Origin of the sequence: Flavobacterium cellulosilyticum (genome assembly GCF_004349355.1) — a bacterium.
Classification (GTDB): domain Bacteria; phylum Bacteroidota; class Bacteroidia; order Flavobacteriales; family Flavobacteriaceae; genus Flavobacterium; species Flavobacterium cellulosilyticum.
Window position 1 is genome coordinate 125,007 of sequence record NZ_SMFK01000005.1, and the last position, 19,749, is coordinate 144,755.

General features: G+C 30.6%; 19 protein-coding genes. 10 read left to right on the plus strand and 9 right to left on the minus strand.

Annotated elements, in window-relative coordinates; all coding sequences use genetic code 11:
* Positions 1 to 46: 46 nt before the first annotated feature.
* Positions 47 to 562: an RNA polymerase sigma factor gene (locus E0F76_RS10095; protein ID WP_132005085.1), complete on the minus strand. Its 516-nt coding sequence runs from the start codon at positions 560 to 562 to the stop codon at positions 47 to 49.
* 228 nt (positions 563 to 790) lie between these two features.
* Here E0F76_RS10095 and E0F76_RS10100 point away from each other — a divergent pair, with 228 nt between their 5' ends.
* From E0F76_RS10100 to E0F76_RS10110, 3 genes are all read left to right on the plus strand, one after another.
* Positions 791 to 1,834 (plus strand): hypothetical protein, encoded by a 1,044-nt coding sequence (locus E0F76_RS10100; protein ID WP_246022033.1) that lies wholly within the window; start codon positions 791 to 793, stop codon positions 1,832 to 1,834.
* A gap of 348 nt (positions 1,835 to 2,182) precedes the next feature.
* Positions 2,183 to 3,541, plus strand: a complete 1,359-nt coding sequence (gene ffh / locus E0F76_RS10105; protein ID WP_132005091.1) for a signal recognition particle protein — start codon at positions 2,183 to 2,185, stop codon at positions 3,539 to 3,541.
* A 169-nt stretch (positions 3,542 to 3,710) separates the two neighbouring features.
* A complete protein-coding gene (locus E0F76_RS10110) occupies positions 3,711 to 4,595 on the plus strand; it encodes a bifunctional 5,10-methylenetetrahydrofolate dehydrogenase/5,10-methenyltetrahydrofolate cyclohydrolase (RefSeq protein WP_132005094.1) in 885 nt (294 codons plus the stop codon).
* A gap of 147 nt (positions 4,596 to 4,742) precedes the next feature.
* On the opposite strand, the gene E0F76_RS10115 is transcribed toward E0F76_RS10110, so the two are convergent.
* Genes E0F76_RS10115 through E0F76_RS10125 form a run of 3 tightly spaced genes read right to left on the minus strand, consistent with a single transcriptional unit; the run spans position 4,743 to position 8,435 of the window.
* Entirely contained in the window at positions 4,743 to 5,501 is a 759-nt protein-coding gene (locus E0F76_RS10115) for a sterol desaturase family protein (RefSeq protein WP_132005097.1), read from the minus strand.
* 11 nt (positions 5,502 to 5,512) lie between these two features.
* Positions 5,513 to 6,748 carry a radical SAM/SPASM domain-containing protein gene (locus E0F76_RS10120; RefSeq protein WP_132005100.1) on the minus strand — a complete coding sequence of 412 codons (1,236 nt, stop codon included), beginning with the start codon at positions 6,746 to 6,748 and terminating at the stop codon, positions 5,513 to 5,515.
* Complete coding sequence (locus E0F76_RS10125) at positions 6,741 to 8,435, minus strand: hypothetical protein (RefSeq protein ID WP_132005103.1); 1,695 nt, start codon at positions 8,433 to 8,435, stop codon at positions 6,741 to 6,743. The genes E0F76_RS10120 and E0F76_RS10125 overlap by 8 nt, the downstream gene beginning before the upstream one ends.
* 303 nt (positions 8,436 to 8,738) lie before the next feature.
* On the opposite strand from E0F76_RS10125, the gene E0F76_RS10130 reads away from it, so the two are divergent.
* From E0F76_RS10130 to E0F76_RS10140, 3 genes are read left to right on the plus strand one after another with little or no spacing between them, the layout of a single operon-like run.
* Positions 8,739 to 9,353, plus strand: coding sequence for a hypothetical protein (locus tag E0F76_RS10130; protein ID WP_132005106.1), 615 nt, complete (start codon positions 8,739 to 8,741; stop codon positions 9,351 to 9,353).
* 3 nt (positions 9,354 to 9,356) lie between these two features.
* Positions 9,357 to 9,647 (plus strand): winged helix-turn-helix domain-containing protein, encoded by a 291-nt coding sequence (locus tag E0F76_RS10135; protein ID WP_132005108.1) that lies wholly within the window; start codon positions 9,357 to 9,359, stop codon positions 9,645 to 9,647.
* Positions 9,648 to 9,704: 57 nt separating this feature from the next.
* Positions 9,705 to 11,081 (plus strand): DUF4153 domain-containing protein, encoded by a 1,377-nt coding sequence (locus E0F76_RS10140; RefSeq protein ID WP_132005111.1) that lies wholly within the window; start codon positions 9,705 to 9,707, stop codon positions 11,079 to 11,081.
* Between the two features lie 59 nt (positions 11,082 to 11,140).
* Here the strand turns inward: E0F76_RS10140 and rluF are convergent, their stop codons facing one another.
* The 4 genes from rluF to E0F76_RS10160 all read right to left on the minus strand — a co-directional run bounded on the left by rluF (position 11,141) and on the right by E0F76_RS10160 (position 14,834).
* Complete coding sequence (gene rluF, locus E0F76_RS10145; RefSeq protein WP_132005114.1) at positions 11,141 to 11,953, minus strand: 23S rRNA pseudouridine(2604) synthase RluF; 813 nt, start codon at positions 11,951 to 11,953, stop codon at positions 11,141 to 11,143.
* A gap of 106 nt (positions 11,954 to 12,059) precedes the next feature.
* The gene (locus E0F76_RS10150) at positions 12,060 to 12,851 is read right to left on the minus strand and encodes an alpha/beta hydrolase (RefSeq protein WP_246022034.1); all 792 of its coding nucleotides are present in this window, start codon (positions 12,849 to 12,851) and stop codon (positions 12,060 to 12,062) included.
* A gap of 99 nt (positions 12,852 to 12,950) precedes the next feature.
* On the minus strand, positions 12,951 to 13,730 hold the full coding sequence (locus E0F76_RS10155) for a zinc ribbon domain-containing protein (RefSeq protein ID WP_132005117.1): 780 nt from the start codon (positions 13,728 to 13,730) through the stop codon (positions 12,951 to 12,953).
* Between the two features lie 9 nt (positions 13,731 to 13,739).
* Entirely contained in the window at positions 13,740 to 14,834 is a 1,095-nt protein-coding gene (locus E0F76_RS10160; RefSeq protein ID WP_132005120.1) for a Nif3-like dinuclear metal center hexameric protein, read from the minus strand.
* A gap of 397 nt (positions 14,835 to 15,231) precedes the next feature.
* Between E0F76_RS10160 and E0F76_RS10165 the strand changes: the two genes are divergently transcribed.
* From E0F76_RS10165 to E0F76_RS10180, 4 genes are read left to right on the plus strand one after another with little or no spacing between them, the layout of a single operon-like run.
* Positions 15,232 to 15,486: a DUF2683 family protein gene (locus E0F76_RS10165; protein ID WP_132005123.1), complete on the plus strand. Its 255-nt coding sequence runs from the start codon at positions 15,232 to 15,234 to the stop codon at positions 15,484 to 15,486.
* Complete coding sequence (locus tag E0F76_RS10170) at positions 15,468 to 15,749, plus strand: Txe/YoeB family addiction module toxin (protein WP_132005126.1); 282 nt, start codon at positions 15,468 to 15,470, stop codon at positions 15,747 to 15,749. The genes E0F76_RS10165 and E0F76_RS10170 overlap by 19 nt, the downstream gene beginning before the upstream one ends.
* 3 nt (positions 15,750 to 15,752) lie before the next feature.
* On the plus strand, positions 15,753 to 16,778 hold the full coding sequence (gene lpxK / locus E0F76_RS10175; protein WP_132005129.1) for a tetraacyldisaccharide 4'-kinase: 1,026 nt from the start codon (positions 15,753 to 15,755) through the stop codon (positions 16,776 to 16,778).
* Entirely contained in the window at positions 16,750 to 17,562 is an 813-nt protein-coding gene (locus E0F76_RS10180; RefSeq protein ID WP_132005132.1) for a purine-nucleoside phosphorylase, read from the plus strand. The genes lpxK and E0F76_RS10180 overlap by 29 nt, the downstream gene beginning before the upstream one ends.
* Here E0F76_RS10180 and E0F76_RS10185 read toward each other — a convergent pair.
* Entirely contained in the window at positions 17,559 to 19,733 is a 2,175-nt protein-coding gene (locus E0F76_RS10185) for a tetratricopeptide repeat-containing hybrid sensor histidine kinase/response regulator (RefSeq protein WP_132005135.1), read from the minus strand. The genes E0F76_RS10180 and E0F76_RS10185 overlap by 4 nt on opposite strands.
* Between the last annotated feature and the right edge of the window lie 16 nt (positions 19,734 to 19,749).

The window sequence follows — 19,749 nt, forward strand, 5'->3', positions numbered from 1 at the left end:
TGGTATTGTTATATTAAAACAATTAGATGTCTATTCACCCTACTTTTTATAAATCTATTTGTTTTCGTAAAGTTAATAAAGCTAGATGAATGCGTTTCTCGACTGTCTTAACACTAATTTCTAACTCGATAGCAATTTCACTATATTTCTTTCCATCAATTCGATGCATCAAAAAAGTGACTCTTTGTTTTTCGTTCAATTCTTCAATAGCTTTCAAAAGGTTGGATTGAAATTGTTTTTCTTCCAAAATGTATTCTGGATTTTCATTTGTCTTATCTGATCCACCAAAGTTTTTTGCATATCGTAAAACCACTTTTTGATGCGCAATTTGATTTAAAGAACTGTTATTTGCAATAGTGTAGACGTAGGATTTTGCTTTTTCTATTGGAACCGATGCACAATTTTGCCAAAGTTTTATAAAGGCATCCTGAGCCAAATCTTCTGCTTGATCTCTATCTCCAAATTTGTAATAAAGATAATTCCGTAATGATTTAAAATGATTTTTAAAAAATGACGAAAAAATGATTTCATCACAAGTAGTAGACCTATTTTTATTTGACATTTATATCTTTTGGTTTTAACTTTTTAAAATACATATAAAATAAATTTTTAGTAGGGTAAAAGTAAACTAAATTGTTTTATAGTAGTCTAGGAAAACGTATTGTTCGCTTAGAAAATCTAAACGCAGCATTAATATAATTATTTTCGAATAAAATTAATTTTTTTAACTTTAGTTCCGATTTAGTTAAATTATATAGAATAAAATTAATAAGTTTAAAATTCATTACTTTTGATTATTAAAATTACCATGTTAAGTAAAAAATATTTCCAGTTTTTAACTTTAATAAGTTTGTTTCTGCTTTTCTCTTGTCAAAGTGAAACAGCGGAACAAGTTTATAACAATCAGGCAACAATTACAAAATTTTCACCACTTACTACTGAGCTTAAAAGGGTTGCAATGGTGAATACTGCTGATGATAATATAATTGACCAATCCAGTTATTTTACTATAAAATTACCTTATACAATTGCTGTAAATTACGTAAGTATAGTAATCAATTCTATTTCTGATTATCAAAAAGTACATAATGTAATTAATGCAAATGCAAATGCAGTTGTAAAAATCAACTTTCCAATTACATTGACTTTTTATGATTATACTGAAAAAGTTGTTGAAAATCAAATGGAATTTGATTTATTGCTGTCCAATTGGAACTCAAAACCAGATCTTTTATTTAAAATCAATTGCATAACTATTAATTATCCAATTAAAATCAATAGTTATAATAGTGCCAATCAAATAGCAAGTTCAATTCAGATTACAAGCAATCAATCTCTTTTTAATTTTATTAAAAATTTAAATGAAAGTCAGTTTATTGCTTTGAGTTATCCATTTACTATTGTTGATACTGATAAAAATGTGAAATCAATAGGGAATAATTCCCAATTTGAAAATGAAATTAAATATGCAATTGACAATTGCACTAAAAACAGCAATCCTTTACTTGATTTTATAGATACTTTGACTAAATATTCATGGAAAATATCTTATTCCTACCATGAAAAAGACAATACACTTTTATACTCGGGTTACGTCTTTGTATTCAAAAAAGATCAATCAGTGTCTGCTTCAAAATCAGGAATAACTACTATGGGGCAATGGACAACCAGAATAGATAATGGTAATAGAGAATTTAAAATAAGTTTTAGTCCTGACTTATTACATCAATTAGATGAAGATTGGAAATTATTTGAATTTAATAATTCTCAATTGCGTTTTAGAAAAGTAGAAGGCGGCTATGACAATCATTACCTCTATTTAGATAAAAACTAGTATAAAAATCACGAGTTACGCTATGGCGTGACCCTTCGTAAAAACTACGGGTCGGGCTTTCCGTTCCCGCTTTTTTTTATCCCGAAAAAAAAACGGGATAAAAAAAGAGCTCCACTTTAATCCCTCACGCAAAACAAGATTGGACCACTTTTTAAAAGTTATCAAATTTAATTTTTTAAAATTCTAACGTAACAACGAGAACAATCACATAAATTAAAATTTAGGAATCAAATAACCAATCATTTTGGCTCGTTTTTTAGTGATAAATATCGAAATTTTACAACATTCTATCTTTGAGACTTTACAACTTTAGCTTATATTTGCACCTCAATATAGATAATTACAATTATGTTCGATAATTTAAGCGATAAATTAGACAAGGCCTTTCATATTCTTAAAGGGCACGGAAAAATAACTGAAGTAAACGTTGCCGATACTTTAAAAGAAGTGCGTCGTGCCTTATTGGATGCCGATGTGAATTTTAAAATTGCCAAAGATTTTACTACTAAAGTAAAAGAAAAAGCAATTGGTGAAAACGTATTAACAACCCTTCAACCAGGACAATTATTAGTGAAGTTAGTCAAAGACGAACTAACGGAATTAATGGGTGGAGATGTTGCCGGAATCAATCTTTCTGGGACTCCAACAGTTATTTTAATGTCGGGATTGCAAGGATCTGGAAAAACTACTTTTTCTGGAAAATTAGCAAATTATCTTCAAACTAAAAAAGGTAAAAAACCACTTTTGGTAGCCTGTGATATCTATCGTCCTGCGGCAATTCAGCAATTATATGTTGTTGGAGATTCAATTGCAGTTGAAGTATATTCAGAACCAGAAAATAAAAACCCCGTTGAGATTGCCCAAAATGCAATCAAACATGCTAAAGCAAATGGATTCAATGTAGTGATTGTGGATACCGCTGGTCGTTTGGCTGTCGATGAAGCCATGATGACCGAAATAGCCAATGTTCACAAAGCCATTCAACCTCACGAAACTTTATTTGTTGTTGATGCAATGACGGGTCAAGATGCAGTAAATACAGCAAAAGCGTTCAACGATAGATTAAACTTTGATGGTGTAATTTTAACTAAATTAGACGGTGATACACGTGGTGGAGCTGCATTATCAATTAAATCAGTAGTTAACAAACCTATTAAATTTGTTGGTACTGGTGAAAAAATGGATGCCATTGATGTCTTTTATCCAATTCGTATGGCGGAACGTATCCTCGGAATGGGAGATGTGGTTTCGTTGGTAGAAAGAGCACAAGAACAATTTGACGAAGAAGAAGCTAGAAAAATCCAAAAGAAAATCGCCAAAAATGAATTTGGTTTTGACGATTTCCTATCCCAAATTCAACAAGTGAAGAAAATGGGTAACATGAAAGACTTGGTTGGAATGATTCCGGGTGCGTCAAAAGCAATGAAAGATGTAGAAATTGAAGATGATGCTTTCAAACATATTGAAGCCATAATCCATTCGATGACTCCTATCGAAAGATCCAAACCTGTTTTAATTGATGTAAAAAGAAAAGCCAGAATTGCAAAAGGTTCTGGGACAAAAATTGAGCAAGTCAATCAACTGATGAAACAGTTTGAACAAATGAGCAAAATGATGAAAATGATGCAAGGTCCAGGCGGAAAGAACATGATGAAAATGATGGGGAATATGAAAGGTGGAATGCCAGGAGGACCAGGAATGAGATAAAAAAGTATTTAGAGATTAGTTTTTAGTATTCAGTTTTGTGATACTGGAATGAGCTCAGATACTTAATTTTAAACGCTATAAAAAAGACAACTTGTTTTAATGTTTTTATTTTAAAGGGTATTCAATAAAACTTTAAACCTTAAACTTTTAAACTTTTAAACCAAAATTAATGCAACTACTAGACGGAAAAAAAACATCAGAAGATATAAAAAGCGAAATTGCTATTGAAGTAGCAAAAATGAAAGCGGATGGACAAAAAGTGCCTCATTTAGCAGCTGTCATTGTAGGTAGTAATGGAGCTAGTTTAACTTATGTTGGTAGTAAAGTAAAATCGTGCCAACAAATTGGTTTCGAATCTACTTTAGTGGCTTTGCCAGAAACGATAACGGAATTAGAATTACTTAATAAAATAAAAGAACTAAACGAGGATAACAATCTAGATGGTTATATTGTTCAGTTGCCTTTGCCAAAACACATTGATGAACAAAAAATCTTGATGGCTATTGATCCAGATAAAGATGTAGATGGTTTTCATCCTGCTAATTTTGGTAAAATGGCATTAGAAATGGAAACGTTTTTACCAGCCACTCCTTATGGAATCATGGAATTGTTAGAACGTTATGAAGTGGAAACTTCTGGAAAACATACTGTAGTTATTGGACGTAGCCATATCGTGGGTCGTCCAATGAGTATCTTAATGAGTCGCAAGGGCTATCCTGGAGATTCAACTGTGACTTTGACACATAGTAGAACTAAAAATATTGAAGAGTTTACAAAAAATGCCGATATTATTATCACTGCTTTAGGAGTTCCTAACTATCTAAAAGCTGATATGGTGAAGGATGGTGTTGTTGTAATTGACGTTGGTATTACTAGAGTTGATGATGCTACAAGCCCAAAAGGATATAAAATAACAGGTGATGTTGATTTTGATGGAGTAAGTAAAAAAGCCTCATTTATCACTCCAGTTCCGGGTGGAGTAGGACCAATGACGATAGCCATGTTGCTTAAAAACACCCTTTTAGCACGAAAAATTAGAAGCAATAAAAACTAGATTTAGTTTTAACCCAATATTCAAAGCCTGTTCGAAAGAATGGGCTTTGTTGTTTTAAGATAAATAGGGTTTAATAGAATTTAATGTTTTTAACTCTTTCGAATATAGTATATTAAGCCGTTAAGAGTACTTTTAATTCTTTGATTTTTATAATAATTTCTTTTCAAAAGATGTTGTTTGTTTCTCTAAATAGGTTCCCATTATGCGATCCCAAAAGGAAAAATACAATCCATAATTAAAACGGCCTCCAATTTCGTGATGTAAATCATGATCCCTGGTTGTGTTTTTCCATTTTCCAATAAAGTGTAAAACACTTTTCTTTGCGAATATTTCATAACCTAAATGGATTAATACATTATAAATTGTCATTATTATTAGAAACAATATCAGAGCAATTGGATGTGTTGGAATAATAAAAATTATCAAAGGAATTATTCCTAGAGAAATAAAAGCTTCAACCGGGTGGAAAGCAAAGGCAGCCCATGGTGTAGGTTGGTGAGAGGAGTGATGAATTTTGTGAAATCGATAAAACCATTTATAGCTGTGCATTAATTTATGCGTCCAATAAAAATAAGTGTCGTGAATAACAACCATGATAAAAACACTGCCTATTAAATAGGTGATGCCATATTCATTTATATCAAAGTAAATTTTTGTAACCCCTAATTTGTACCAATACAAAACCAAGCCACTAGTCGCACTATAGATGAGTAAGCTAAGCATTGAGTAAAAAAACTCCTTTTTAATTTGAATTGGTGTTGGGTTTTTTTCTTGGATTTTTAAATGAGAAAGTTTGTTTTTCTTCCAAATATAAAAAACAAAATAAGCAACTCCAGCAATTAAGAAATACCTTAAAAAGATAATAATGGCAGCTGCTAACCAGCTATTTTCATTAAAGAAAAACATAGTTCTTTTTTTTAATTTTGTTTTGCATTAAATTGATGACATCCTAAATTTTGCAATTTTAATATAGAATTTTCGAAATCGTCATCTAATACATTTCCTGTTTTTGTTTGGCAAAAAGGACAAGCATTTATGTCTCCATCAGGATCAACATATAAACTGCGGTTCCCAGCTGCAAAGAAACCTTGACGTCTTTGATAATACCCATGATAACTTATGAGTGGATATTCTTTGTATTTAGGATTGTAATTCATTTCTAAATAAAAATCTTCTAACATTTTTATTTGGTTATCCGATAGAAAAATATCCTTTCCAGAATAATGGCCAACTGCTTTTGGTTCTAAGAATTGAATAAAAGAAACTCCCATTTTTTTTGCAAGATTAGCATATGTATAGAGGTTGTCTAAAGTGGTAAACTCCTTTGTGGTACAAAGGGATAAAGCAACAACCAATTGATTGTCGATAGCATTTTGTACTCCATTTTCAACCCAATAAAAGGCTTCTTTAAAACCTCGGAATTGGTTGTGTTTTTCTGGTTCAAAATGATCTAGGCTAATCATAACACCATTTAATCCAGCTTTTTTTAATTTTTTGGCGTTAGTTGAAGTTAGTTTGAATCCAGAAGTCAAGACCCAGAAATCAGTTTCTTTTTTGGCGCTACATAAAATATCAATTAATAAATCCATTTTTAAAAGTGGTTCTCCTCCAGAAAAATGAATTTGGCTGACTCCTTGTTCTTGAATTTTAGCGACAATTCTTTTAAGTTGAGGAGGGGAAAGTGTTTCTTTTTTATTTAAGTTTTCCCATTCATAACAATGCTCGCATTGTAAGGAACACTTCTTTGTTATGGCGACATACGTATTGATGAAACGGTTTACTTTTTGTTTTACTGGAATAATATGGTTCATTTCTGCTGCAATAAATTTTTGGAACGCAATTCCATTCCAACCTGGAGCATAAAGCCCCCAATAATACCTATTATCTACACAGGCTAATTTTGTTAGATAGTGTTGTCCTAATGTTTTTCTTCTTAGTTTTATTAAACTTAATGGGATATAAATCCAATTCCATGGATTGTTATAGCTTTTTATGGCAATACCAATTATTGTCAAACGAAATGACAACACAGCAAATTTCTTTCTCCAACCTGAAACTAGCGATTGCTTCATTTTGGTTTGAGGTACTATAGCCGATTCTTGTTTACCATAAGAAACTGATATAGTTTGACTGATGTAATTTTCGTTATTCATGATTGAAAACTATATCGGAAATATTAGTTTTCGTATTAAATCTTACATATTCATCTTTGGAATATTGGGATAATGCTCCTATTTCTCTAAACGATTTCAATTTTGCAAAATTGGGTATTCCTTTATAATCTCTTATGTAAGTATAATAGCCTCTGTTTTTTAAAAAGACAGTTTGTTTTTCGTATTTTTTAGGAGATGGCACATGGTATTTTATTACAACCTGATTGCCAATGTTGGGCTGAATTAAATAGTTTTTGTCTTCTTTGTCTAGTAAATAGGTAACGTTTTTGCCTTTTTCATCAGTAGCGGAAATTGGATTGACATAGTGTATATCTAACGGAATGTCTTTGCTGAAATCAATTGCAGCATAATCGACTTCCCAAAACATAAAACCACACTCGAGTTTTATTTCTATTTTTGGAGAATTTATATTTTCTAAATCAATAGGGATAATTAAATCTCTAAATGCCATTGGACCAACTGGGTTTATTTTTTCAATTAAAACCCATTCGTTGTTTGACTTAACAAAAACAGATAATGGAATTCCTTGATCATTTCGCCATTTAATGTTTTTTTCTGCGGGAACCTTAAGTTGCTGTTGTTGAAAATGATTAAAAAACGAACCAAATTGTTCGTTAAATTTCCCGTAAACGTAATCAAACCAAAGCGAGTTTTTAGTAGATAAAACTAATTTTGCTTGATTAGATTGAGTGGGTTTGTCGAAAGTAAAAACAATCGTATTCATTCCTTTGTTATTTTTATTCTCTTCATCAAAAAGATAGGCGTTGCTGTCTTTTTCTAAAGAAGGATTTATTGACAATTTATCATTGTTAGAAGTAACAATTTCTGGAGCTTCTTTAGTAGCAATTGTATGCAGTTTTCCATTTTGGTCTAATAAAACTTCATTGGATGGAGAGTGGTTTACAACTACAAGTTGGGCCAAATCAGTATATTGAATTTCTAATAGTTCATTTGAAATTTTAAGTTCGTATTCTTCATTTTGCGGTATGAAATTAGGTAGAGGAAGGTAATCTGTTCTTTCTAATGAAGGAAGAACAGCACCAGGATATAATTCGCCAGTAAAAGCATAAGAATTACCTTCTTTAATATAAATGAAAGGACAGGAACTTTTCGTTACTGCAATTATTATCGCAATAACAGCTAATGATGCAACTGTAAAACCAACAATACTTAAAATCTTTTTCCCAGTATCGGGTTCATACACTTTTACTTCTTTAATATTCGAAAATGGAATGACAACCTGAGAATGTGAATTAGTGTTTATCGATTCGTTAGTATAAAAATGAATTTCTAATGTTTTGCCAGATGATTTTGATTTTTTATAAACTCGGGATTTTTGGTTTTCTTTTAGTGGATATAAAGTATGACTTTCTTCTACGGGCATTAGAGAACCAGATATTTCTTTTTGGTCATCATTTACAATCAGGTTATTTAAATGCCAAATTTGATTATCTGAATGGATAATTATATATCGGTTGGTTTTTTTTATAGAATTATATTTGCTGGCAAAGTTATCAGAGTTTGTTTTGATAGTTTTTGCTTTGTAATAGGAGCAACTGATACACATGTTCAGAAAAGCCAAAGTCATTAGTATGGAAATGATTTGGCTGTTTTTTCTAATTAACGGAAATAAAGAAGAGTCGGGTAATCTTAGTTTTTTTTTCATAATACAAAAAATTAAAAATTTATACAATATTGTGAAAATCAAATATTTGGACGGATTAAAGTTACATAATAATTTTTAATAGCATTAAATTTGTAGGACTAATTTTTTAAATAAAATGGTATTTAATTTGAAAATTAATATTTAAACATAAATGAATTTGAGTATTGATAATCTCTTTTTTTCTTAAATTGAAAATTCTATATTTTATGAACTCATTTTTTAAAAGAAACTTTTAAAAAAAAATCATATCTTGATTGTCATATGAAATTAATATTTAACTTTGTATTTCAAAGTACTTTATATATGAATCAAAAACATCAAGAAGATTTATCACATATTCGTTCCATGATGGAGCGTTCTTCCAGGTTTATATCATTAAGCGGACTATCAGGGGTGTTTGCCGGAATTTCTGCTTTATTAGGAGGTGGTTATGCATTTCAACTAGCTAAGGATAATGGAATAAACTTATTAGATGGAACAAATGATGTCTATCGTCCAGAATTGATAAAGCAATTAGTAGTAGTAGGTTTTTTTATTTTTGTTTTTGCTTTGTTTTTTGGGATCCTTTTTACGGTTAGAAAAAGCCAGAAAAACAAATTAGCAATTTGGACATCCGCTACCAAAAAATTATTGCTAAACTTAACCATTCCACTTTTTGTTGGAGGCGTTTTTTGCTTAGCATTAATACATCATCATTTGTTTGTTTTAGTTGCTCCATCAACCCTGGTTTTTTATGGTTTAGCCCTTATTAATGCTGAAAAATATACATTATCAGATATTAAGTACTTAGGAATTTTTCAAGCACTATTAGGGTGTATTGCGCTTTTTTTCCTCGGAAGCGGTTTTCTTTTTTGGATGATTGGTTTTGGAGTTTTACATGTGCTTTATGGGTTAATCCTTTATAATAAATACAAATAGTTCATGGGAATTATTGATAAATTACATAAGGAATTTGAAAGCCGGGTACGATTGGGTATTATGTCCATTCTGATGGTGAATGACTGGGTTGATTTTACTGAAATGAAATCCTTGTTGGATATAACCGATGGGAACTTAGCGAGTCATTCATCAGCTTTGGAAAAAGCACACTACGTAGAAGTCAAAAAAGAATTTGTTGGTAAGAAACCACGAACGTCCTATAGAGTAACTAATACTGGGAGAATCGTTTTTACATCCCATCTCAATGCCTTAGAAAAATTATTTAAATCCTAATTAACCTTTTTTTTAACCACTTGCTTTGAAATGCAAAGTACTTTTAAAATTTAAAATATGAAAAAACACCAATTAATTCTAGTTTGTACCGCTCTTTTTTCTTTCCTATTTTATAAGGAATCAATAGGGCTAAATTTAGCTCTTTTCGGAATTGTAGTAGCCATTTTGGTTTTTATACAATTCAAAACCAAAAGTGCTTTGATAAAGTTCTTGTTTGTTAATGCTTTATTTTCTTGTTTAGCCTTTGCTTGGTATGGTGATTTTGTTTCTTTTTTGGCATTGTTTATTTCGTTAATTTTTCTTCAATTTCAGAACGAATTTAATAAGCTAAAAATCATTCAATCTATTCCCATTGTTATTATTACTGGAATCACTTCATTGGGCAGACCTTTTATATTTAATCAATGGTTGCCCCAAACTAAAATTAATAATAATGGTGTTAAGAAATTAATTGCTTTTGTGTTGATTCCGGCATTATTTATAATTTGTTTCTTCATAGCCTATTCATTTGGTAGCGAGACTTTTTCAGGATTATTACAATATGAATTTGACATCGATTTTGGTTCTCTAATTTTAGTAGTAGCATTGGGCTTTTATTTTTCATTTAGTTATTGGAATTATTGGGTTCCCGATTATTTGTATGCTAATAGTTATCAATTAAACAATAATTTTTCAACTGAAAGTGTGCAAGATGTTACTACAAGTTTTTCTTTTTTAGATATTGATTTCGAACGAAAAAGTGGAGAAATATCACTGATACTTTTAAACCTGATGCTTTTGGTTTTTATTGGAGCCTATAATTATGAACAATTTTTTAAAACACAACCTATAAGTGAACTTAGTTCTGCAACTCATGACCGTGTAAATTCGGTGATTATTTCTATCATTATGGCAGTTGGAGTGATTTTGTTTTATTTTAAAAAGGGATTCAATTTTGACGCTAAAGCTTTATTTTTAAAACTGTTGGCAAAAATATGGGTCAGCCTAAATGCCGTTTTAGTTGTAAGTTCGGCAATTAAAAACTCAGAATATATTATCCATTTTGGACTTACTTATAAAAGATTGGGTGTATATGCATTTTTAATGATTACTCTTATTGGATTACTGTTTACCTTTTACAAAATTAAATATCAAAAGACCAATGCTTTTCTTTTTAATAAGATGATTTGGGTTTTGTATGGCGTAATTTTAGTTTGTAGTTTTATAAATTGGGGTACTATTATTACCAATTATAATATTTCGGTTAACAAAGGAGTAGAACCTAAATTTTTAAGTTCTCTAAATTATAACAATGAAGCCAGAAGAACTTATTTTTCTCTTTATAAGTTAAATGGTGAAAATAGTGAAACAGATAGAGAGGATAATATTGAAGCTTATAAAAAACGTAACTTTTTATCCAAAATAGGCTATTATGAATTTTTAAATAAGAATTAGAAAACACCAAAACCCAAGATTTATGTCTTGGGTTTTGATGATTTTAATAGGTTTGGAAACTAATAATCCCCTCTTTTCTTAAATCGTGGATCGTCTTTTTTGATAAATTCTGTTCTTCTTTTTGGAGTTTCCGCTTTCGGCAAACTAGCTTCTTCCGTTTTACTCGAAGGTTCAATCAAATCATTCAGTTCTTTGATTTCGGCATCGGTCAAATCGCGATAACGACCCACAGGAACATCTAATGAAATATTGATAATTCGGATGCGTTTCAAAGCCGTAACTTCATAACCCAAATATTCGCACATTCTACGAATTTGACGGTTTAAACCCTGAGTAAGTATAATTTTAAACGTAGTCGAACTGATTTTTTCTACTTTGCATTTTCGAGTAATTGTATCTAAAATAGGTACGCCATTACTCATTTTTTCAATAAAACGATCCGTTATCAATTTATTAACTGTTACGGTATATTCTTTTTCGTGATTGTTTCTGGCGCGTAGAATTTTGTTTACAATATCCCCGTCATTGGTCATAAAAATCAAACCTTCACTGGCTTTATCCAATCGTCCAATCGGAAAAATACGTGTTGGATAATTGATATAATCCACAATATTATAACGAACGTCCAAGTTGGTGGTGCATTCAATACCAACGGGTTTGTTGAAAGCCAAATAAACGGATTTTTCTCTTTTCTCCCGAATTAGTTTGCCATCAATTCGTACTTCATCATCTGGTGAAACTTTGGTGCCTAATTCAGGAACGATTCCGTTAATAGTTACACGACCTTCTTCGATTATTTTATCGGCTTCACGACGGGAACAAAAACCGGTTTCTCCTATAAATTTGTTGAGGCGTTTTAAATTATCTTCCATGATGCAAAAATAGGTAATTTACTTCGTCAGTTTGCTATACTGGTGTGAAAATCTGATGATCTAGTAATTTAAAATCGGTAGTAAAAGGGAAATGTGATTTTGAAAATCATTCTTTTTCAAACAAAAATTGAGCTACTTTAGTATACAACTCTTCATTGTGTAAACTATGTCCTAAACCTGATGTTTCTATAAATTGGACATTTTTCCATGCGCTTGCAATTTTTTTTCCTTCTTCAAATAAAACAATTGTATCATCAATATCATGGGCTAATAAGCCTTTAGTAGTGATTTTAGAAGCAAATTCTTTAGATGTAAATTGATCTAGGGTGTGGTTTAACACTGAAATGTATTGATCCTCTAGTGCTTTTTTGATTTTAGAATTTAAACTCAATAAAGAAATAAAATTATTCAATATAATTTTAAAATCACTTGGAGCTCCTAAAATCACCATTTTTTGAATTTCAGGATTTTGGTATTTGTATTGGTAATACAAACTTGATTTTCCGCCAAGTGAATGACCGATAAGATAATGGGGTTGGAATTTTTTTGCAACGACATCTATGTATTCAGCGATTTTTAAAACACTAAATTCTTTACCGCTAGACAATCCTTGAGCTGGGCCATCGAAAGCAATAATGGTGCTACCTGATTGTTTCAAATAAGGCATCATTTTTTTCCATCTCGAAGAGTTACTTTCCCAACCATGAACCAGTAATATTACCGTTTCATTTCCTTTCCAAATATAGGTTTGAATGGATTCTCCCTTATATTGAATGGATTCTGAATGAGCTTCCCTTAGTATTTTAGGAAGTTTGGCTTTTGTGAATTTTCCTTTTCTAGGTTCGCTAAAAAAAGCGTGCGATAATTGAATCGCTTTTTCAGGTAATACGAAACTCATAAGGTTAAGATATAACCCTATCGTTTTAGTAAATAGAAAATAAAGTGAATCTTTTATCATAATAAAAAAGTCCCGATGTGAATCGGGACTTAAATAATTTTAGAATTTAGCAAAAAGCTTTTCCATTTTTTCTTTTTCTTCTTCAGCAAGAACACTGTCGACTAAAATTCTTCCTGAATGTTCATCAGTAATGATTTTTTTTCTGGAAGCAATCTCTACTTGTGTTTGTGGTGGAATTGTAAAGAAAGATCCTGCAGATGCTCCTCTATCGATAGAAACAACCGCTAATCCATTACGAACACTAGATCTAATTCTATTGTAAGCAGCTAATAAACGTTCTTCGATTAGCTTTTGATATTCATCTGACTTTTCAGATAAAAAAGTTTCTTCTTTTTCAGTTTCAGACATGATAGCGTCTAATTCTGATTTTTTATGCTTCAAGTGATTTGATTTAGTTTCTAATCGCTCTTTAGATTGTGAAATTATTTCTTTCTTGTGATCGATTGAAGCTTTCATTTCTTTGATTTGCTTTTCGGCCAATTGAATTTCTAGTTCTTGAAATTCAACTTCTTTAGTCAAAGAGTTAAATTCTCTATTGTTACGAACCGTTTCTTGTTGTTTTGTGTATCTTTTTATAGATTCTTTGTGTTCATCAATAGCGTTTTTCTTCACCTTGATTTGATCTTCGATAGTTTCGAAGTCATTTTTCAATTTTTCTAAACGGGTGCTTAATCCTGCAACTTCATCTTCTAAATCTTCCACTTCTAAAGGCAATTCACCTCTCACGTTTCTAATTTCGTCAATTCTAGAGTCAATTAATTGTAAATCGTAAATTGCTCTTAATTTGTCTTCAACACTCAATTCTTTTGTAGTCGCCATATTCTATATCTATAAGTACTTAACTGGATTTGTATTTTCTTCTGATAAAACGATTGCAAAATTAAGGATTTTTTTCCGAAGATAATCAACAATATAATTTTTTGTATAACGTTCGCTCTCAAAATGTCCAATATCGGCTAAAATTAGCTGATTTTCAGCTTCATAATATTGATGATACTTTAAATCAGCGGTCAAAAAAGCATCTGCTCCAGCTTGAATTGCATTTTTTATGGCAAAACTTCCTGATCCACCAAGAACAGCTACCTTTTTTATAGGTTTTCCTATATAGGCACTATGTCGAATACCGTCCGATATCATTTTCTCTTTTACGAAATTAAGAAATTCTTTTTCCTGCATTGGAATTTTCAATTCGCCTATCATTCCTAATCCAATATTCTGATTTGAATTTTTTATATCATAAATTTCATAAGCCACTTCTTCGTAGGCGTGATTTTTGAAAAGCGATTTTAGAATTTTGTTTTCCAAATGTTTTTCGAAAATCATTTCTATTTTAATTTCATCACTTTCTACAAACTCAAAACGTTCACCAAATTCAGGATTACTATGTTCATTTCCCATATATGTTCCAATTCCTTTGGAGCTGAAACTGCAATTTTCATAATTCCCTATGTTTCCTGCACCAGCATCAAACAAGGCGTTTCTTAGTATTTCTGCATTTTCAAGAACGGTATAAGTGACTAATTTTCGAATGAAATTGGGCTTCGGAATTAGAATTTTCGTTTTAGTTAAACCTAAAGCATCACAGAAGATTTTATTTACACCATCTTGATGATTGTCCAAAGCAGTATGAACAGCAAAAAGTGCAATATCATTTTTTATCGCTTTTATCACCGCTCTTTCAACATAGTTTTTTCCGGTAATTTTTTTCAATCCCGAAAATAAAATAGGATGAAAACATACGACCAAATTGCATTTTTTGGCAATAGCTTCGTCAATAACACTTTCTAGAGCGTCGTGACAAACCAAAACTCCCGTTGCTTCCGATTCTTGGTCTCCCACTAGTAATCCTACATTGTCGAAATCTTCGGCATAGGCGAGGGGGGCCATTTCCTCCAGTACTGCAATTATTTCTTTGATTTTCATTATTTTTTAGTTTAAGGTTTAAAGTTTAACGATCAAAGTTGAGCAACATTAAACTAAAGAAACAAAAATTTCATTTCAAAGATAAAATATTATCCTTTTTAAAAATGGTTTTAATCCATTTAATACTGTTTTTTAAAGACTACTATATAATATGACTGTTCGCTAAGCGGACTAAATTTTCATCACATTAGGTTTTATAAAAACTTTGCCATTCATTACACTAATTTTTTAAAAATTAAAATAGGAATTCGTGATAATTTGTGTAATTGCTTCGCCTATTCGCACTTTCAGGCTCGGGTCGTGGCTGAAATATATTATTGGTATTAGTAACCGACAGTCATATACTATAATTTAAGTAGTACGATTTTTGTATATTTGTAATTCAAAATCCAAAGTGATGACAACAATAACCTTTAAAATAGACAAACGCACTAAAGCTGGAAAAGCATTTTTGGCTATGACAGAAGCTTTTTTGCAAAATGTTGAGGGGATTGAGATTATTGAAAATGTAGGTACTTGCGATAGTGTAAATGAAGATCAAAGTTCCTATAATCCTGATTTTGTGGCAGAAATATTAAATCGTTCAAAAAATTTAGATAAAAAAAAACTAACCCGATTAAATCCAGACGATGTATGGGGAAGTATATTGTAGCATTTGAACCTAAAGCCCAAAAAGAGATTAAAGAACATTATAAGTCAGGAAATCAAACGAATATTAAAAGGATTGCCAAGATTTTGATAGAATTATCCGAAACTCCTTTTGTAGGAATAGGAAAACCTGAAGCATTAAAACACCAACTTTCGGGGTTTTGGTCTAGAGAAATTAATAAAAAAGACAGACTCATATATAAAGTAGAAGAAGATATAGTAACTGTATTTGTCATTGCTGCAATGGGGCATTATTCTGATAAATAATTTATGAATTTACTTCGAAAAATACTTTTTCCCTTTGCTATTCTCTATGGTTTCATTACTAGTATTCGAAATTTTCTTTTTGATATTGGCATAGTAAAATCGTATGCTTTTGATATTCCTATTATAGCTGTTGGTAATCTCAGTGTGGGCGGAACTGGAAAAACGCCTCAAATAGAATATTTAATTCGGTTGCTTTCGCCAACATACAAAGTGGCTACTTTAAGTCGCGGTTACAAAAGAAAATCCGAAGGTTTTGTTTTGGCTGATGCCACTTCTAATGCTGAAATTCTGGGTGACGAACCTTTTCAATTTTATACAAAATTTAAAAACATTCATGTTGCTGTTGATGCCAATAGAAAAAACGGAATTGTACAATTACTTTCACAAAATGACAAACCAACTGTTGTTTTGCTTGACGATGCTTTTCAGCATCGGAAAGTAAAAGCAGGCTTTTATATTTTGTTGACTTCTTACGGAGATTTATATTCGGATGATTTTATATTACCAACTGGAAATTTAAGAGAAAGTAGGAGTGGAGCAAAAAGAGCTAATTTAGTTATTGTTACTAAATGTCCTGCAGTACTTTCAATTGAAGAACAAACTCAAATTAAATCAAAACTCAAATTAGAATCCAATCAAGAATTGTATTTTACCTATATAGAATATGATGAATGTATTTATTCCGAAGACAAAACTATGAAAGTTAGTGAAATAAAGGATGTTAATAAACTACTTTTGGCTGGTATCGCAAAACCAGATCCTTTTTTTAGCTATTTACAGCATAAAAATGATGAATGTTTGACATTTGAAGATCATCATCATTTTGAAGAAAAAGATATAGTAGCAATCAAAAACAAATCACAAAACAAGATTATCATTACCACCGAAAAAGATTTCGTGAGATTGAAAGGAAGAATTGCAAATAGCCAACTTTTTTATTTACCAATTCGAAGTTCATTTTTAAATGGAGAAGATAATTTTAATAAAACCATTTTAAATTATGTGGGAACAAGTACAAGAAACTGTTAATTATATTAAAGAGAAAACAAATTTCACGCCGGAATATGGAATAATTCTGGGTTCAGGATTAGGTAGTTTTACTGATGAAATTCAGATAGAATATACATTGCCTTATTCAGAAATTCCAAATTTTCCTGTTTCAACGGTTCAAGGTCATAAAGGAGCTTTAGTTTTTGGAACTATTGGCACTAAAAAAGTAGTAGCTATGCAAGGTCGTTTTCATTTCTATGAAGGCTATTCTATGAAAGAAGTTACCTTTCCAGTTCGAGTTATGAAATATATTGGTGTCGATAAATTAGTAGTTTCTAATGCTTCAGGAGGAGTGAATAGCGACTATGAGGTGGGTTCGATTGTGATTTTGAACGACCATATCAACATGATGCCAGAACATCCTTTGCGAGGTATGAATGATGATCGTTTTGGCCCACGATTTGTGAATATGAGTGAGCCTTACTCGCGGAAAATGATTGAAAAAGCGAAAGAATTAGCCTTAAACCTCAATATTAAAGTGCAGGATGGTATTTATCTAGGTCTTCAAGGGCCAACATTTGAAACGCTTGCCGAATATAAAATGGTAAAAAAGATTGGTGCTGATTGTGTGGGTATGTCAACTGTTCCAGAAGTAATTGTAGCCCGTCACATGAAGTTGGAAACATTTGGATTATCTGTAATTACGGATATGGGTGACGAAAATAGTATTGAATCTATTTCTCATGATGAAGTTTTAGAAGCGGCAAAAAAAGCAGAACCTAATGTACGTCTTTTAATCAAGGAATTGATATTGAATTACTAAATGTGTTTTGATATAATAGAGTAAAACTCTTCAGGAACAAAAGGTTTTGTAATAACATCATTCATACCATAAGATAAAAGATTCTTTCTGTTTTCATTCAAGGATATAGCTGTAAGTGCAATAATAGGTGTTATTTTATCAAATTCACGTATTTTTTCTGCTGCAATTGTTCCATTTATTCCTGGTAAATGGATATCCATTAATATCATATCGTATTTGTAGTTTTTTGCAATTTCTATAGCTTCTTCGCCATTGTCAACAATTTCACAGATTACTCCTTTGTTTTCAAGCATTTTTTTAGAAACCATTTGATTAATTTTGTTGTCCTCAACGACTAATATATTTTTAGTATTTAATACAGAATCTTTTGTATGACTATTATTTTCTTCAATTATCAATGGTTTTTCAGAAACTTTAAATGGCAATTGAAATGAAAAAGAAGAACCTATACCAACTGTGCTTTCAAGTTTTATTCGGCCTCCTAAAATTCCAACTAATTTTTTAACGATAGTCAATCCTAAACCAGTTCCACCATATTTTCTATTTATTCCAACAGATCCTTGTGAAAAACTATCAAAAATTGTTTCTAATTTATCTTCGGGTATTCCAATACCTGTATCTGTTACTTCAAAATAAAGGTTAGCTTTTTTATCCTCTAGTGATATAAGTTTTGTTATTACCATTACGCTTCCATTATGAGTAAATTTCAACGCATTATTGATTAAATTCAAAAATATTTGGGATATTTTTGTTGGATCACCAATTAAGTAATCAGGAATTTCCGAATCTATTTCAAAGCTAAATGCATTATTATTTTCAGTAGCTAATTCCTTCAGAGAGTTTTGTATTTTTGCTAATAATTCTTTGATATTGAAGGGGATTTTTTCAATTTGAGCTTTATTGGAGTCAATTTTATTAATTTCTAGAATGTCATTAATAAAGTTGGTTAGATACGTACCGGAAAATTGCAACGATTCTAAATAGTGCATTTGGGATTTCTTAGGTTTTTCTTCTAATAGCAAATGAGCAATACCATTTATTGCATTCAAAGGTGTTCGAAGTTCGTGGCTCACAGTGGAAAGAAATTCAGATCTTGCATTAGAAGCCTTTATAGCTTTGTCTTTTGCAATAATCAATTCCTTGTTTTTTTCTTCTAATAATAAATTAGATTGTTTTCTAATAATATTGTTTTTGTATAAAGCGAGACTTAATAATGATAAAATAGAAATTAAAGCAATAGCAAGAATACTGATTAGTTTAGAAAATTTATTATTCTTTTCTTTTTGAATGTTTTCTTTTTTTAAGATTTCAAGTTCTTTTGCTCTTTCTAATTCTTTAAAATTTTCATACTCATCAATGCCTAATCTTTCATTATCTAATATTGAAATGCTCTCTTTTAAAATATTATATTGTTTCAGATTGAAATAGGCATTACTCTTATCAAGTATCTTTTCATATACGACGCTTAATGCTAATAAAATATCAGATTTTTGTTCTAAATTATTATTTATAGAATTTAGGTCTAATGCTTTTTTGAAATAATTTAAAGCTAAATTGTTTCTGTTTTCATCCATTTCAATTTTTCCTATTTGATATAAAGCTTCCGCTTTTATATCTAAAAGAAATGGGGTGTCTGGTTTTGCTATTATTATATTAAAAACGGATATTGCAGCTGTGAAGTTTCCATTATTTTTATAAATAATTCCTTTTTCTATATTTATAAGATCAATTATGGATTTGTTTTTTAATTTTTCACTAATAGTTAAAGCCTGATTAAAACTTATTTCAGCATTTTGAAAACTTTTCTTTTTCATATAACACTTACCAATATAGTAGAATGAATTTGCTTGTAGTAAATTTCTTTTTTGCGTTTGATTTATCAACAAACTTTTATTAAATGCTTTTATAGCATCATCATATTTTTTTACGTCGAAATAAAGTTTTGCTAAATAATAAGTTTGGATTTTTTGATCTTCGGGTAAGTTATTTGCTATCGAATAACTGATCGCTTTTTGAGTATAATAAAGTGCTCTACCGTATTTACTCTCCTTAATATTAGTGTCTCTTAAACGGGAAAAATAGGTAATACTATCTATTTTCTCGTTCGGAATTTGTTTTTGAGAAAATAAATGTGTAGTGAATAAAATTAAAAATAATAAATAATACTTCATTAAGAATCTTTATTGG

What these genes read in the sequence shown, in the direction of transcription:
- E0F76_RS10095 (WP_132005085.1), bottom strand. Translation starts at nt 562, where the DNA reads ATGTCAAATAAAAATAGGTCTACTACTTGTGATGAAATCATTTTTTCG.
- ffh (WP_132005091.1), top strand. Translation starts at nt 2,183, where the DNA reads ATGTTCGATAATTTAAGCGATAAATTAGACAAGGCCTTTCATATTCTT.
- E0F76_RS10110 (WP_132005094.1), top strand. Translation starts at nt 3,711, where the DNA reads ATGCAACTACTAGACGGAAAAAAAACATCAGAAGATATAAAAAGCGAA.
- E0F76_RS10115 (WP_132005097.1), bottom strand. Translation starts at nt 5,501, where the DNA reads ATGTTTTTCTTTAATGAAAATAGCTGGTTAGCAGCTGCCATTATTATC.
- E0F76_RS10120 (WP_132005100.1), bottom strand. Translation starts at nt 6,748, where the DNA reads ATGAATAACGAAAATTACATCAGTCAAACTATATCAGTTTCTTATGGT.
- E0F76_RS10125 (WP_132005103.1), bottom strand. Translation starts at nt 8,435, where the DNA reads ATGAAAAAAAAACTAAGATTACCCGACTCTTCTTTATTTCCGTTAATT.
- E0F76_RS10130 (WP_132005106.1), top strand. Translation starts at nt 8,739, where the DNA reads ATGAATCAAAAACATCAAGAAGATTTATCACATATTCGTTCCATGATG.
- E0F76_RS10135 (WP_132005108.1), top strand. Translation starts at nt 9,357, where the DNA reads ATGGGAATTATTGATAAATTACATAAGGAATTTGAAAGCCGGGTACGA.
- E0F76_RS10140 (WP_132005111.1), top strand. Translation starts at nt 9,705, where the DNA reads ATGAAAAAACACCAATTAATTCTAGTTTGTACCGCTCTTTTTTCTTTC.
- rluF (WP_132005114.1), bottom strand. Translation starts at nt 11,953, where the DNA reads ATGGAAGATAATTTAAAACGCCTCAACAAATTTATAGGAGAAACCGGT.
- E0F76_RS10150 (WP_246022034.1), bottom strand. Translation starts at nt 12,851, where the DNA reads ATGAGTTTCGTATTACCTGAAAAAGCGATTCAATTATCGCACGCTTTT.
- E0F76_RS10155 (WP_132005117.1), bottom strand. Translation starts at nt 13,730, where the DNA reads ATGGCGACTACAAAAGAATTGAGTGTTGAAGACAAATTAAGAGCAATT.
- E0F76_RS10160 (WP_132005120.1), bottom strand. Translation starts at nt 14,834, where the DNA reads ATGAAAATCAAAGAAATAATTGCAGTACTGGAGGAAATGGCCCCCCTC.
- E0F76_RS10165 (WP_132005123.1), top strand. Translation starts at nt 15,232, where the DNA reads ATGACAACAATAACCTTTAAAATAGACAAACGCACTAAAGCTGGAAAA.
- E0F76_RS10170 (WP_132005126.1), top strand. Translation starts at nt 15,468, where the DNA reads ATGGGGAAGTATATTGTAGCATTTGAACCTAAAGCCCAAAAAGAGATT.
- lpxK (WP_132005129.1), top strand. Translation starts at nt 15,753, where the DNA reads ATGAATTTACTTCGAAAAATACTTTTTCCCTTTGCTATTCTCTATGGT.
- E0F76_RS10180 (WP_132005132.1), top strand. Translation starts at nt 16,750, where the DNA reads ATGTGGGAACAAGTACAAGAAACTGTTAATTATATTAAAGAGAAAACA.
- E0F76_RS10185 (WP_132005135.1), bottom strand. Translation starts at nt 19,733, where the DNA reads ATGAAGTATTATTTATTATTTTTAATTTTATTCACTACACATTTATTT.